The organism is Streptomyces sp. NPDC040545, from assembly GCF_055595065.1.
The window spans coordinates 891,759-906,716 of the sequence record NZ_JBVIWA010000001.1 but is presented as its reverse complement, the minus strand read 5'-3'; the positions used below and the strand labels follow the sequence as shown (position 1 = coordinate 906,716).

The following is a 14,958-nucleotide window of genomic DNA, read 5'->3' as shown; positions in this document are numbered from 1 at the left end:
GGTACCGCCACGGTGCCTACCGCAGCAGTACCCCGCCCCCCGCGTCCGTCTCCACCGGGGCCGCGACCAGACCCAGTTCCGCCGGGGTCGCCAGCAGCGGATGCGCGGGCAGGATGCGCACCGTGTAGCCGAAGGGCCCCGTACGGTCGAGGGCGAGCGGCCCCTCGTACACCCAGCGGCCCTCCAGGTCGGGCCCCGCGGCCGGCTTCAGCGGGAAGCTGCGCCCGTCCCGGATCACGTCCTGCGGGTCCACCCGGCCGGCGAAGGCCTGTACCTCCACGTCCTCGGGGGTGAGCGTGTCCAGCGCCACCTGCACGCGCAGGGTGAGGGTGGCGCCCAGTTCGGCGGTGCCGCCCACCGGAGCCGCGGCCAGCGTCTCCACGTGCTCGACGGAGAGCCGCGGCCAGGCCGCCCGGACCCGCCCCTTCCACCAGGCGAGGTCACGCGCCGCCCCGGCGTCCAGGGCCCGGTGGGCGAGCGCGGCCGGCGTGTACAGCCGCTCCACGTACTCCCGGACCATCCGCCCCGCGAGCACCTTCGGCCCGAGCGAGACGAGCGTGCGCCGGACCATCTCGATCCACCGCACCGGGAGCCCGCTGCCGCCGGCCCGGTCGTAGAACCGGGGCGCGACCCGGTTCTCGATCAGTTCGTAGAGGGCGCTCGCCTCCAGGTGGTCGCGCCGGTCCTCGTCCGCGCCGAGCCCGTCGGCGGTCGGGATGGCCCAGCCGAAGTCCGGCTCGAACCACTCGTCCCACCAGCCGTCCAGCACGGACAGGTTGAGGCAGCCGTTCAGGGCGGCCTTCATCCCGCTCGTGCCGCAGGCCTCCAGGGGCCGCAGCGGATTGTTCAGCCAGACGTCGCAGCCCGGGTAGAGCTTCTGCGCCATGGCCATGCCGTAGTCCGGCAGGAAGACGATCCGGTGCCGTACCCGCGGGTCGTCCGCGAAGCGGACCAGTTCCTGCACGAGCCGCTTCCCGCCGTCGTCGGCCGGGTGCGCCTTGCCCGCCACCACGATCTGCACCGGCCGCTCCGGGTCCAGCAGCAGCCTGCGCAGCCGGTCCGGGTCGCGCAGCATCAGCGTCAGCCGCTTGTACGAGGGCACGCGCCGCGCGAAGCCGATGGTCAGCACGTCGGGGTCGAGTACGGAGTCGACCCAGCCCAGTTCGGCCGCCGCGGCCCCGCGCTGGCGCCACGAGGCGCGCAGCCGGTCCCGTACCTCCTGCACCAGTTGCTCGCGCAGTACCCGGCGCAGGTCCCAGACGTCCTGGTCCGGGATCTCGGCGACCGCGTCCCAGCGCGGGGAGCCGCCGACCGACAGGGCGTCCTCGGTACGGCCAGGGCCGATCTGGCGGGCGCCGAGCCGGACCACCTCGGGGGCCACCCAGGTGGGGGCGTGCACCCCGTTGGTCACGGAGGTGATGGGCACGTCGGCCGGGTCGAAGCCGGGCCACAGCCCGGCGAACATCTCCCGGCTGACCGCGCCGTGCAGGGTGGACACCCCGTTGGCCCGCTGGGCCAGGCGCAGGCCCATGACGGCCATGTTGAACACGCCGGGGTCGCCGCCGGGATAGGTCTCGGCGCCCAGTTCCAGGATCCGCTCGACCGGTACGCCGGGCAGTTCCCCGCCCTCCCCGAAGTGCCGGGTGATCAGGGCCCGCTCGAAGCGGTCGATCCCGGCCGGGACGGGGGTGTGCGTGGTGAACACGGTCCCGGCGCGCACCGCCTCGACGGCGCCGTCGAAGCCGAGGCCCTGCTCCCGTTCCAGTTCCCTTATGCGTTCGAGCCCGAGGAAGCCGGCGTGCCCCTCGTTGGTGTGGAAGACCTCGGGATCGGGATGGCCGGTGATCCGGCAGTACGCGCGCACCGCGCGCACGCCGCCGATGCCGAGCAGCATCTCCTGGAGCAGCCGGTGGTCGCTGCCGCCGCCGTAGAGCCGGTCGGTCACCTCGCGGGCCGCGGCGTCGTTGTCCTCGACGTCGGAGTCCAGGAGCAGCAGCGGCACCCGGCCGACGCGGGCCTGCCAGATGTGGGCCTGCAGGGTGCGTCCGCCGGGCAGGGTCAGCGAGACGCGGGCGGGGGTGCCGTCGTCCTGGCGGAGCAGTCCGAGCGGGAGTTCGTTGGGGTCGAGGACGGGATAGTGCTCCTGCTGCCAGCCGTCGCGGGAGAGCGACTGGCGGAAGTAGCCGTGGCGGTAGAGCAGGCCCACCCCGATGAGCGGGACGCCGAGGTCGCTGGCGGCCTTCAGGTGGTCCCCGGCGAGGATGCCGAGGCCGCCGGAGTACTGCGGCAGGGCGGCGGTGATGCCGAATTCGGGGGAGAAATAGGCGATGGCGGCGGGCAGTTCCGCGCCGTTCTCCTGGCTCTGGTACCACCTCCCGCCGTTCACGTAGTCGTCGAGGTCGGCCGCGGCGACGGCGAGCCGGCGCAGGAACCGGCGGTCCGCGGCCAGTTCGGCGAGCCGGGCCGCGGAGACCGCGCCGAGCAGCCGGACGGGATCGCCGCCGGCGGCCTGCCAGCCCTCGGGGTCGACGGATTGGAAGAGTTCACGGGTCTCGGAATGCCACGACCAGCGCAGATTGCGCGCGAGCTCGGTGAGCTGCAGCAGGGGTTCCGGGAGGACGGGGCGCACGGTGAATCGACGGATAGCCTTCACGTGTTCCACCTTCGCAGGGGATTACGGATCGGAGCGGCCGCACCACGCTGTGCACCCGCGCATCACCCCGGGAAGGCTAGCGGCGCCCGCGGGTTCCGGCCATGGCACCTCCGGCGGGGCTCACCGGCCGCCGCGGGCCCGGTCCTCCTCCAACAGATCGTCCAGATACGGCCGCAGCACCTGCGGCAGGGCGGCGCGGTCCATCGTGCGCAGCAGGGCGAACGCCGGTTCCGCCAGGAAGCGGCCCAATGCGAGCAGTGCGTGCAGGTGGGACTCCAGCGCGTCGTGGTCCTGCTCCCGCACCGCGGCCCGGGCCAGCGCGCCGCACAGGTAGCGGCCCACCTCGGGCGCCCAGGAGTCCGGCCGGTCCGCGATGGCATCGGCGGCGGAGCGCCGGGTCCGGGGGTCGGGGGAGCGCAGCCGCGGTGCGCACTCCCGGGCCCGGGGTTCGGCTTCCAGGCGGTCCCACTCGGCCAGCCCCCGCGCGCCGGGTCCCGACAGCAGCACCCGGGCCGTGCAGCCGGGGTCCAGCCGGTCCACGGCCCTGCCGTAGACCTCGATCCGCTCCAGGACCACCCACGCCCCGCCCGGGGTGCGCAGCCCGAGCCCGGAGTGCGGGGCTCCGCGCAGGCAGCGTACGGCGGCCCGGGTCGCGTCGCCGACGGGTTCGGCAGGCCCGGAGATCTGCAGCCGGGCGGCGCGGACGAGCAGCGCGGCCAGGACCGGGGAGTCGGCGCAGCGGCCTGCGAGGCGGACCAGCGCGGCGTCGCCGAGGGCCGGTTCGACGGCGGGCAGCGCGTCGATCTGCGCGGCCAGGGCGGCCGGGTCGTCCTCGCGGCCGACGGCGTCGGCGAGCGCGGCGGCCAGGTACCGCTCCTGGTCCGGGCCCCAGGCGACGTCCAGCGCCCGGCGTGCGGCGGCCTCCCGCCGCCGGGGGTCGGCCGCACGCAGCTGTGCGCCGATCAATTCGTGCAGTGCCTCCGAGTCCATGTGGCATTGTCCCCCGTCCGGATGACAGCTCGGGCGCGGCACGGGACGGCCGCCCGGGACGCGTACCGCCGGGGATCCGCTGCGCGAGCGGCCGCTGCGGCTCCTCGATCGGCACGGGCGAGGCTTCCGGGCAGCCGGACCGTGACCGCCGCACGCGACCGCATCGTTCAAGACCCCTGGATCACCGGCCACTCGCACCTCTCGGCATGACGGGCCGTTGTCCCCCCGGGGCAGCCCTCAGCGGCCCTCCGGGCGGGGCGCGCGGGGCCCGTGGGACAGGTGGTTCCCACCCCGTCCGCGCGGGGGCTTCGTCAAGTCGGCGGCCCCTACGTCACCTAGTCCCGGCCGACTTGACGGAGCCCCGGCGGATGTCGACCCGGGTCTTGGTATCGGCCGTGCCACTACGTACGAGTAGTTAACCGAGCGCGCGGATTGGGCGGGGTGAGAGTGGGAAGGGCTCCCCGGGTACACGTCGTACACGCACGGCGCACCCGCCCACAAACCCTCTCCCCGCCACCCGAGTGAACGCGGACAGGAGCGGCCATGCCCGCAGCCCAGCCGTCCACTGAGCGGCTAGAAACAGAGCGAACAGAGCGTGCACTACCGGTCGCCGTCGCGGCCGGCCTGTTGTCACCGAGCCCTGCGAACTGCCCCCAGGTGATCCCATCATGATCGGTCGCATTCCCGTGCTGGACGTCCGCCCCGCCGTCGACTGCGGCGCCAGACCCGCAAAGGCGGTCGTGGACGAGGTCTTCGAGATCTCCGCCACCGTGTTCCGCGAAGGACACGACGCCGTCGCCGCCCACCTCGTCCTGCGTGATCCGGGCGGTCGGCTGCGGGCCCCCGTGCCGCTTTGCGAACTCGCCCCCGGCACCGACCGGTGGGGGGCCAAGGTCTCCGTCGAGGTCGAGGGGAGGTGGACGTACACCGTCGAGGCGTGGAGCGATCCGGTGGCCACCTGGCGGGCCCATGCCGCGATCAAGATCCCCGCCGGGATCGACACCGGCCTCATGCTGCTGGAGGGCGCGGAGCTCTACGAGCGGGCCGGGGCCCGGATCCCCAAGCGCGACGGGCGCGAGACCGTCCTGGCCGCCGCCAGGACCATGCGCGACGAGGACCTGCCCGCTGCCGAACGGTACGAGGCCGCCCTCGACCCGGCCGTGGACGCCGCGTTCGCCAGGCGCCCGTACCGGGAGCTGGTCACCGCCTCCAAGCCCCTGCCGCTGCTGGTGGAGCGCAAGCGGGCCCTCTTCGGCTCCTGGTACGAGATGTTCCCGCGCTCCGAGGGAGCGGTGCTGGAGCCCGGCGAGGCCCCGGTCAGCGGGACCTTCCGGACCGCCGCCGAGCGGCTGCCCGCGATCGCGGCGATGGGCTTCGACGTGGTCTACCTGCCGCCCATCCACCCGATCGGGTCCACCTATCGCAAGGGTCCGAACAACACTCTTTCCGCCGGAAGTTGGGACCCGGGCGTGCCGTGGGCGATCGGCTCCACCGAGGGCGGGCACGATGCGGTCCACCCGGAGCTCGGCACCATCGAGGACTTCGACGCCTTCGTCGGGCGCGCCCGCGAGCTGGGCATGGAGATCGCGCTGGACTTCGCGCTGCAGTGCTCCCCCGACCACCCGTGGGTGGAGAAGAACCCGCAGTGGTTCCGTCACCGGGCCGACGGGACGATCGCGTACGCCGAGAACCCGCCGAAGAAGTACCAGGACATCTACCCGATCCACTTCGACACGGACATGGCCGGCATCGTCGAGGAGACCTGCCGGATCCTGCGGCACTGGATGGACCACGGCGTCCGCATCTTCCGGGTCGACAATCCGCACACCAAGCCGGTCGTCTTCTGGCAGAAGGTGATCGCGGACATCAACAAGTCCGACCCGGACGTGATCTTCCTGGCCGAGGCCTTCACCCGGCCCGCGATGATGCGGGCGCTGGCCGCCGTCGGCTTCCAGCAGTCGTACACGTACTTCACCTGGCGCAACACCAAGGCCGAGCTGACCGAGTACCTGACCGAGCTGGCGGACACCCCCTCCGCCTCGGTCATGCGGCCGAACTTCTTCGTCAACACGCCGGACATCCTGCACGAGTACCTGCAGCACGGCGGCCGTCCCGCCTTCGAGGTCCGGGCCGTCCTGGCCGCCACCCTCTCCCCCGCCTGGGGGGTCTACGCCGGCTACGAGCTCTGCGAGAACACCCCGGTGCGGGAGGGCAGCGAGGAGTACCTGAACTCCGAGAAGTACGAGTTCCGGCCGCGCGACTGGGCCGCCGCCGACCGCACCGGCGCCACCATCGCCCCGCTGATCACCGCGCTGAACCGGCTGCGCCGCCGCAACCCCGCGCTCCAGCAGCTGCGCGACATCCACTTCCACTCGACCGACAACGAACAGGTGATCGCCTATTCGAAGCACGCCGGAGCCAACTCCGTACTGGTGGTCGTCAACCTCGATCCGCACCACACCCAGGAGGCGACAGTGTCGTTGGACATGCCGGTACTCGGCCTCGACTGGCACGGGTCCCTCGCGGTGCGCGACGAGCTCACCGGCGAGACCTATCACTGGGGCAGGGCGAACTACGTGCGCCTAGAGCCGGGCCGCACGCCCGCGCACGTACTGGCCGCTCTGCGACCGTCCCCGCCCACCGGAGGGTCACCCACCACATGATGATCAACGATCCCGTCCACGACACCTTCGAGGACACCCCCGCCAAGGACCGCGATCCCGACTGGTTCAAGCGGGCGGTCTTCTACGAGGTCCTCGTCCGCTCCTTCCACGACAGCAACGGCGACGGCGTCGGGGACCTCAAGGGGCTCACCAGCAAACTGGACTACCTCCAGTGGCTCGGTGTCGACTGCCTCTGGCTGCCGCCGTTCTTCGCCTCACCCCTGCGCGACGGGGGTTACGACGTCGCCGACTACACCTCCGTGCTGCCCGAGTTCGGCGACCTCGCCGACTTCGTGGAGTTCGTGGACGCCGCGCACACCCGCGGCATGCGGGTGATCATCGACTTCGTCATGAACCACACCAGCGATCAGCACGAGTGGTTCCAGCAGTCACGCAAGGACCCGGACGGTCCGTACGGCGACTACTACATGTGGGCCGACAACGACAAGCAGTACCAGGACGCCCGCATCATCTTCGTCGACACCGAGACCTCCAACTGGACGTACGACCCCGTACGCAAGCAGTACTACTGGCACAGATTCTTCTCCCACCAGCCGGACCTCAACTACGAGAACCCGGCCGTGGTGGAGGAGATCGTCTCCGCGCTGCGCTTCTGGCTCGACCTCGGCATCGACGGCTTCCGCCTCGACGCCGTGCCCTACCTGTACGCCGAGGAGGGCACCAACTGCGAGAACCTGCCCCGCACCCACCAGCTCCTCAAGCGGGTCCGGGCCGAGATCGACGCGCACTACCCGGACACCGTGCTGCTCGCCGAGGCCAACCAGTGGCCCGAGGACGTCGTCGACTACTTCGGCGACTACGAGAAGGGCGGGGACGAATGCCACATGGCCTTCCACTTCCCCGTCATGCCGCGCATCTTCATGGCTGTCCGAAGAGAGTCCCGCTACCCGGTCTCCGAAATCCTGGCCAAGACCCCGGCGATCCCGGACCGCTGCCAGTGGGGCATCTTCCTGCGCAACCACGACGAGCTCACCCTCGAAATGGTCACGGACGAAGAGCGTGACTACATGTACGCCGAGTACGCCAAGGACCCGCGGATGCGGGCCAACATCGGCATCCGGCGCCGGCTCGCCCCGCTCCTGGACAACGACCGCAAGCAGATGGAGCTGTTCACGGCCCTGTTGCTGTCGCTGCCCGGTTCGCCGGTGCTCTACTACGGCGACGAGATCGGTATGGGCGACAACATCTGGCTGGGCGACCGCGACGGGGTGCGCACGCCGATGCAGTGGACCCCGGACCGCAACGCCGGTTTCTCCTCGTGCGATCCGGGCAGGCTGAACCTGCCGGTCATCATGGACCCCGTCTACGGGTACCGGGTCACCAACGTCGAGGCCGCGATGTCCTCGCCCGCCTCGCTGCTGCACTGGACCCGGCGCCTGATCGAGGTCCGCAAGGCGAACCCGGCCTTCGGACTCGGCTCGTACACCGAACTGCCGTCGTCGAACCCGGCGGTGCTCGCGTTCCTGCGCGAGCACGGGGACGACCTGGTGCTGTGCGTGCACAACTTCTCGCGCTTCGCGCAGCCCACCGAGCTCGATCTGCGGTCGTTCAACGGACGGGTCCCGGTGGAGCTCACGGGTGATGTGCGCTTCCCGCCGATCGGCGAGTGGCCGTACCTGCTGACCCTGGCGGGCCACGGCTTCTACTGGTTCCGGCTGCGGACCGAACGGCGCGGCGAACTGCGCGCCGAATAGGCGGGAGCCGGTCCGGAGGCGAACCGAGCCTTCGCACAAGGGGGCGGGCAGCTCGAATGGGTCAATCGCCCGCCCCTGTACGGACCATCCTGACCCGACACTCGCACATGCCGGAGAAGCAACTGCCGCGCATCCGGGACACTCTGCGCATTCTGTGACGGCCCGGGGAAAGGACGCGACGCCATGTCGGAGGCTGCATCCGCCCGGAGCCGGCTGACGGCCGACCGGGCCGCCGGGATCGCTCCACTGGAGCCGATGCTCAGGTCCTGGCTGCCCGCACAGCGCTGGTTCGCGGGCAAGGGCCGCACCATCAGCAGGCTCAGGACCGTCTCGGCGGCCGAACTGCTGCCGCCGGGATCCACCCCCGGACTGCTGCACCTGCTCCTCGACGTCGACGGGGACTGCTACCAACTGCTGCTGGGCATCCGCCCGTCCCTGCCGCCCGCCCTCGCGCCCACCCTCATCGGCCATGCCGAGAACGGTCCGTACGCGGGCCGGGCGGTCTACGAGGCGCTGGGCGATCCCCGGCTCGCGGCCATGCTGCTGGAACGGCTGCGCTCCCCCGGGGTCCTCGGCCCGCTGCGCTTCGACCGGGATCCGGCCACGGAGATCCCGGCGGGGCTCACCCCGCGGCCGCTGTCCGGGGAGCAGACCAACTCCTCGCTCATCTACGGAGATTCGTTCATCCTGAAGGTGTTCCGCCGGGTCGGCCCCGGGGTCAACCCGGACCTGGAGCTGCCCAGGGCGCTGGCCGCCGCCGGATGCGCCCGGGTCCCGGCCCCCGTCGCCTGGTACGAGGCCGAGCCGCCCGGCAGCGAGGCGCTGACCCTGGGCGTGCTCCAGCCGTACCTGCGCGGCTCCGACGACGGCTGGCAGCTCGCGCTGCGCCGGCTCGGCGCCGGGGACGACTTCACCGCCGAGGCGCACGCGCTGGGCCGGGCCACCGCCGAGGTGCACAGTGCGCTGGCCGCGGCGCTGCCCACGGTCGCGCTCGGCCCGGAACAGACCGCCCGGCTCGCGGCGGGGATGACGGCCCGGCTGGCCGCCACCGCCCGGGAGGTACCGGCACTGCGGCCCTACGAGGCGGGGCTGCGGGGCGCCTTCGACGCGCTGGCGGCCTCCCGGGGGGCGGGGGTGCCCGCCCAGCGGATCCACGGGGACCTCCATCTGGGTCAGACCCTGCGCACCCTCGACGGCAGCTGGTCGTTGATCGACTTCGAGGGCGAGCCGGCCCGGCCGCTGGCCGACCGGCGCCGTCCCGAACCGGCGGTGCGCGACATCGCCGGGATACTGCGCTCCTTCGACTACGCCGCCCGCTCGCACCGGCCGTTCGCGCCCGCCTGGGCGGACGACTGCCGGGCCGCCTTCTGCGAGGGCTACGCCCGCACCACCGGCCGGGACCCCCGCGAGGACCCCGTGCTGCTGCGCGCGTACGAGACCGACAAGGCGGTGTACGAGGCCCGTTACGAGTCCCGGCACCGCCCCGACTGGCTGCACGTCCCGATGGCCGCGATCCGGCGGCTCTCGGAACCCGTCCGGCCCGCCCACCGCGTGCCGCCGACCCCGTCCGCCCCCGGCCCCGTCTCCCCCCACCCCCACCCGCACCCGAAGCCCCCGAGGAGGCCGCTCGCGTGAGCGCCGCACGACAGCCGTCACCGACCGTCCGCGACGAAGCCGCACCCGCCCCCGCTCCGGCGGCGGCGCCGGCGCCGGCGCCGGCGAAGAAGGCCCGGGCGCCCCGGGCCCGCCGCGCCGCCCCTCCGCGCGGTGTCCGGCCGGCGCCCGCACTCGGCACGGACGAACGGGCCCGGCTGCTGGAGGGCCGCCACCACGATCCGCACGCGGTGCTGGGGGCCCGTGCCCAGCGGGGCGGGGTGGCCTTCCGGGTGCTGCGCCCCTATGCCAAGGCGGTCACCGTCGTCGCCAAGGGGCTGCGGGCCGAGCTCCTCGACGAGGGCGACGGGCTGTTCTCGGGGCTGCTGCCCCTGACCGGCGTGCCGGAGTACCGGCTGCTGGTCACGTACGACGGCGACGAGATCGAGATCCACGACCCCTACCGGTTCCTGCCCGCCCTCGGTGAGCTGGACCTGCACCTGATCGGCGAGGGCCGCCACGAGCAGCTGTGGAAGGCGCTCGGCGCCGAGCCGATGGAGCACCAGGGCGTGGCCGGGACCCGCTTCACGGTGTGGGCGCCGAACGCCCAGGGGGTCCGGGTCAGCGGGGACTTCTCGTACTGGGACTCCGTCGCCTACCCGATGCGCTCGCTCGGGTCCACCGGCGTGTGGGAGCTGTTCCTGCCCGGGGTGGGCGCCGGAACGCTCTACAAGTACGACATCACGCGCCCGGACGGCAGCCACACCCTGCGCGCGGACCCGATGGCCCGCTCCGCGGAGGTCCCCCCGGCGAACGCCTCGGTGGTCACCTCCTCCCGGTACGAGTGGCAGGACGCGGCGTGGATGGCCGGGCGCGGTGACCGGCCCCCGCACCAGGCCCCCTTCTCGGTGTACGAGCTGCACCTGGCGTCCTGGCGGCCGGGGCTCTCGTACCGGCAGCTCGCCGAGCAGCTGCCCGCGTACGTCAAGGAGCTGGGCTTCACGCACGTGGAGCTGATGCCGGTCGCCGAGCATCCGTTCGGCGGCTCGTGGGGCTATCAGGTCACCGGCTTCTACGCGCCGACCTCGCGGATGGGCACCCCGGACGACTTCCGCTTCCTCGTGGACGCGCTGCACCGGGCCGGGATCGGGGTGATCGTCGACTGGGTGCCGGCGCACTTCCCGCGCGACGACTGGGCGCTGGCGGAGTTCGACGGGCGGCCGCTGTACGAGCACCAGGACCCGCGGCGGGCCGCGCACCCGGACTGGGGAACGCTGGAGTTCGACTACGGCCGCAAGGAGGTCCGCAACTTCCTCGTCGCCAACGCCGTGTACTGGTGCGAGGAGTTCCACGTGGACGGCCTGCGCGTGGACGCGGTGGCCTCGATGCTCTACCTCGACTACTCGCGCGGCGAGGGCGAGTGGGCGCCCAACGAGCACGGCGGGCGGGAGAACCTGGACGCGGTCGGCTTCCTCCAGGAGATGAACGCGACCGTGTACCGGCGCTGCCCGGGGGTGGTGACCATCGCGGAGGAGTCCACGGCGTGGACGGGCGTGACCCGGCCGACGGACGGCGGCGGGCTCGGCTTCGGCCTGAAGTGGAACATGGGCTGGATGCACGACACCTTGCGCTACATGTCGAAGGAGCCGGTGCATCGCAAGTACCACCACCACGACATGACCTTCGGGATGATCTACGCCTTCAGCGAGAACTACGTGCTGCCGATCTCGCACGACGAGGTGGTGCACGGCAAGGGTTCGCTGGTGTCGAGGATGCCCGGGGACGACTGGTGGCAGCGGCGGGCCTCGCACCGGGCGTACCTGGGCTTCATGTGGGCCCACCCGGGTAAGCAGCTGCTCTTCATGGGGCAGGAGTTCGCGCAGGGGTCGGAGTGGTCGGAGGTGTACGGGCCGGACTGGTGGCTGCTGGACTCCTCCTACGCGGCGGCCGGTGACCACCGCGGCGTACGGGACCTGGTGCGCGACCTGAACCGCACGTACACGGCGGCGCCCGCCCTGTGGGAGCGGGACACCGTGCCGGAGGGCTTCGCCTGGGTGGAGGCGGACGCCGCGGAGGACAACGTCTTCGCGTTCCTGCGGTACGCGCAGGACGGCTCGCAGCTCCTGGCGGTGTCGAACTTCTCGCCCGTGGTCCGGCACGGCTACCGGATCGGGGTGCCCGAGGAGGTGCCGCTGTGGGGGGAGGTGCTCAACACCGACCTGGAGGTCTACGGCGGCAGCGGCATCCACCACACGCAGCCGCTGCGGCCGGAGCCGGTCCCGGCGCAGGGCCGCCCGGCGAGCCTGCGCATGACCCTCCCGCCGCTGGCGACGGTCTGGTTCCGGCCACAGGGCTGAGCCCGCGGGGGCCCGGCGCCGGGGCTCAGGCCGTGGCCAGGTGCTGCTCCAGTTCCCCGAGCAGCCGGCGCTTGGCCCGGGCCCCGACCATCTGCTGGACGGGCTCGCCGTCACGGAAGACGAGCAGGGTCGGCATGGACAGCACCCCGTACCGGGTGACGGCCCCGGGGTTGCTGTCCGCGTCGATCTGCACGACCTTGAGCCGGTCGGCCTCCTCGGCGGCGATCGAGGAGAGTACGGGGGCGAGCTGGCGGCAGGGGCCGCACCAGTCCGCCGTGAACTCCACGAGGACGGGCCGTCCCCGCTCCCCCAGCACCTCGGCCTCGAAATCCGCGTCGGTCACCTGCGCCACACCGTGAGCCTTCATGCCACCGTCCCTCTCGTCCATCCGGTCATCCGGTCATCTCGCACTTCGGCACGGCCGCTTCGCCGGCCGCCCGTTCCGCGTCGGCCAACTGCCGTCCGAGCTGCTCGCGCACGTCGGCCAGCTGGCCGATCAGGCCGTCCAGTTCGGCGAGCTTGCGCCGGTAGACGGCGAGCGAGGCGGGACAGGAGTCCCCGGCCGGGTGGCCGGCCCGCAGGCAGTCCACGAAGGGCCGGGTCTCCTCCAGCTCGAAGCCGAAGTCCTGGAGCGTGCGGATCTGGCTCAGCAGCCGCAGGTCGTCCTCGTCGTAGGTCCGGTAGCCGTTGCCGGCCCGCCGCGCGGGGAGCAGCCCGCGCGACTCGTAGTACCTGAGCGTCCGGGTGCTGGTCCCCGCCCGCTCCGCCAGTTCGCCGATGCGCATGGCACGACCGTATTCCTTGACGCCGACGTCAAGGCAAGGAAAGGAACGGGCGGGGAAGAAAGGCGGGGCCCTCGCCACCCCCGTCGGCGAGGGCCCCGGAAAGGATCACGCAGAAAACGGCCGGCCGGTTCGGATTGTGCGAAGAGTGTGAGAGGTCTTGCATCGACGGGCGTTGGCTGGAACCGTACATACGGAAAAGATCTTCCGCTTCACCGATTACCGGACAGTCGCCCGGAAACCCGGCGAAAGGCCTTAACTTCATAGGACGTTCCTACGAGGTATGGGCTTGTTTGTTTGGTCTGTAGGCGCCGCAGCCTGGCCACTTCTACGGTGTGCGGTGTGCACTCCAGCCCACCTTTCAATGCCCCCGCCGCGCGTCGCCTGCGCGCGGCCCTGGGCATGGCTCCCGGACATGTCGCCTACGGCCTGCGTGCCCAGTACGGACTCGTCGTCGCGCCCGAGACCGTGATGGCCTGGGAGCGTGGCGAGATATCACCTTCCTCCGCCGAGCTCACGGCTCTCGCGGGCGTCCTGTGGTGTGCGCCCGGCGAACTGCTGGCCGAACCGGTCACCCTGCGGGAGCATCGGGTCGCCCGGGGGCTCGCGGCGGACGACCTGGCCCGCCGGATCGGCCTGGAGACGAGCTCGTACCAGAAGATGGAGGACACCGGGCGCTGGAAGGGCAACGAACGGCAGTCCGCCGCCCTGGCCACGGTGCTGGGTCTGACGCTGGCCCAGTTCGTGACGGCGACCGGCAAGCACGAGGAGCTCGCCGATCTGCTGCGCAGTGCGGTGACCACGCGCTGGCAGGCGTACGTGAAGCCGCTGGGCAAGCTGCTGCCGATCCCCAAGCACCATCTGGAGACGGTGCTGGAGCAGCTGCACGGCGACTACCAGTCGCGGATGGTGGCGACGCTCAGCTGGGGCGGCGGCCAGGGCGAGGCCGGCAGCGGGGACGCGGGCCGGGAGTTCCTCGCCGAGATCGTGGACCGGTTCTGGCACCTCGCGGGCGGTGCGGCGTAGGACGAACGCATCGGGCGGACCACCGGCATCGGCGAACGGCCCCGGACCCGGCGCGGACGCGCGGGGACCGGGGCCGTTCGGCATCGGAGGCCGGGGAAGCCCGGGAAGCCGGGTCGCAGGTCCCGCCCGGGCCGGCGTCAGAAGACGGATTCGGCCTCGTACATGCGCTGGTCGGGGACGGTCTTCAGCTCGGTGACGGCCTCGGCGAGCGGGGCCATCACGATGTCGGTGCCGCGCAGTGCGGTCATGTTGCCGTATTCGCCGCGGTGCACCGCCTCCACGGCGTGCCAGCCGAAGCGGGTCGCGAGGACGCGGTCGTAGGCGGTGGGGGTGCCGCCGCGCTGGACGTGGCCGAGGATGACCGGGCGGGCTTCCTTGCCCAGACGGTGCTCCAGCTCGGTTGCGAGGCGGTTGCCGATACCGGCGAAGCGCTCGTGGCCGTAGGCGTCGATCGCGCCCTTCTCGTACGGCATGGAGCCCTCGGCCGGGTGCGCGCCCTCGGCCACGCAGATCACGGCGAACTTCTTACCGCGGGCGAACCGTTCCTCCACCATCTTCACCAGGGCTTCCACCTCGAAGGGGCGCTCCGGCAGGCAGATGCCGTGTGCACCGCCGGCCATACCGGACTCCAGGGCGATCCAGCCCGCGTGGCGGCCCATGACCTCGACGACCATGACGCGCTGGTGCGATTCGGCGGTGGTCTTGAGGCGGTCGATCGCCTCGGTGGCGACCATGACGGCGGTGTCGAAGCCGAAGGTGCGGTCGGTGGAGGAGATGTCGTTGTCGATGGTCTTCGGTACGCCGACGACCGGCATCCCGGCGTCCGACAGCATCCGGGAGGCGGTCAGGGTGCCTTCGCCGCCGATCGGGATGAGGGCGTCGATGCCGTAGCGCGTCGCCAGCTCCTGGGCGTTCTCGGCGGCTTCGTGGAGACGGGCGCGTTCCATGCGCGCCGAGCCGAGGATCGTGCCGCCGCGGGCGAGGATGCCACTGACGGCATTGATGTCGAGGGGGCGGAAATGGCCGTCGAGGAGGCCCTTGAAGCCGTCCTCGAAACCGATGACCTCATCTCCGTGCCCGACCAGGGCGCGGTGTACGACCGACCGGATGACAGCGTTGAGGCCCGGACAGTCGCCGCCTGCGGTGAGAACTCCGATACGCATCGTGCTGTGTCTCCTG

10 protein-coding genes are annotated in these 14,958 nt (G+C 72.1%); 5 read left to right on the top strand and 5 right to left on the bottom strand.

What is annotated here, in order from left to right; translation table 11 throughout:
- Positions 1-16: 16 nt before the first annotated feature.
- Both glgP and ACZ573_RS04340 read right to left on the bottom strand, forming a co-directional pair.
- On the bottom strand, positions 17-2,653 hold the full coding sequence (gene glgP, locus ACZ573_RS04345) for an alpha-glucan family phosphorylase (RefSeq protein WP_471298730.1): 2,637 nt from the start codon (positions 2,651-2,653) through the stop codon (positions 17-19).
- 120 nt (positions 2,654-2,773) lie between these two features.
- Complete coding sequence (locus ACZ573_RS04340; protein WP_471298729.1) at positions 2,774-3,643, bottom strand: serine/threonine-protein kinase; 870 nt, start codon at positions 3,641-3,643, stop codon at positions 2,774-2,776.
- Between the two features lie 668 nt (positions 3,644-4,311).
- Between ACZ573_RS04340 and ACZ573_RS04335 the strand changes: the two genes are divergently transcribed.
- The 4 genes from ACZ573_RS04335 (at position 4,312) to glgB (ending at position 11,971) form a co-directional block, all read left to right on the top strand.
- Positions 4,312-6,306, top strand: a complete 1,995-nt coding sequence (locus tag ACZ573_RS04335) for an alpha-1,4-glucan--maltose-1-phosphate maltosyltransferase (RefSeq protein WP_471298726.1) — start codon at positions 4,312-4,314, stop codon at positions 6,304-6,306.
- Entirely contained in the window at positions 6,303-8,021 is a 1,719-nt protein-coding gene (treS, locus tag ACZ573_RS04330; protein ID WP_471298724.1) for a maltose alpha-D-glucosyltransferase, read from the top strand. Before ACZ573_RS04335 ends, treS begins: the two co-directional genes overlap by 4 nt.
- Positions 8,022-8,204: 183 nt before the next feature.
- Complete coding sequence (locus tag ACZ573_RS04325) at positions 8,205-9,656, top strand: maltokinase N-terminal cap-like domain-containing protein (RefSeq protein ID WP_471298721.1); 1,452 nt, start codon at positions 8,205-8,207, stop codon at positions 9,654-9,656.
- Positions 9,653-11,971 carry a 1,4-alpha-glucan branching enzyme gene (glgB, locus tag ACZ573_RS04320; RefSeq protein ID WP_471298718.1) on the top strand — a complete coding sequence of 773 codons (2,319 nt, stop codon included), beginning with the start codon at positions 9,653-9,655 and terminating at the stop codon, positions 11,969-11,971. The genes ACZ573_RS04325 and glgB overlap by 4 nt, the downstream gene beginning before the upstream one ends.
- Before the next feature lie 25 nt (positions 11,972-11,996).
- Here the strand turns inward: glgB and ACZ573_RS04315 are convergent, their stop codons facing one another.
- Together ACZ573_RS04315 and ACZ573_RS04310 are read right to left on the bottom strand one after the other, a co-directional pair.
- On the bottom strand, positions 11,997-12,338 hold the full coding sequence (locus ACZ573_RS04315) for a thioredoxin family protein (RefSeq protein WP_471298716.1): 342 nt from the start codon (positions 12,336-12,338) through the stop codon (positions 11,997-11,999).
- A 25-nt stretch (positions 12,339-12,363) separates the two neighbouring features.
- Positions 12,364-12,756, bottom strand: a complete 393-nt coding sequence (locus ACZ573_RS04310; protein WP_266605082.1) for a MerR family transcriptional regulator — start codon at positions 12,754-12,756, stop codon at positions 12,364-12,366.
- A 339-nt stretch (positions 12,757-13,095) separates the two neighbouring features.
- Between ACZ573_RS04310 and ACZ573_RS04305 the strand changes: the two genes are divergently transcribed.
- Positions 13,096-13,779 (top strand): helix-turn-helix domain-containing protein, encoded by a 684-nt coding sequence (locus ACZ573_RS04305; RefSeq protein WP_471298712.1) that lies wholly within the window; start codon positions 13,096-13,098, stop codon positions 13,777-13,779.
- Between the two features lie 137 nt (positions 13,780-13,916).
- Here the strand turns inward: ACZ573_RS04305 and ACZ573_RS04300 are convergent, their stop codons facing one another.
- The gene (locus ACZ573_RS04300) at positions 13,917-14,942 is read right to left on the bottom strand and encodes an ATP-dependent 6-phosphofructokinase (RefSeq protein ID WP_471298709.1); all 1,026 of its coding nucleotides are present in this window, start codon (positions 14,940-14,942) and stop codon (positions 13,917-13,919) included.
- Positions 14,943-14,958 lie beyond the last annotated feature (16 nt).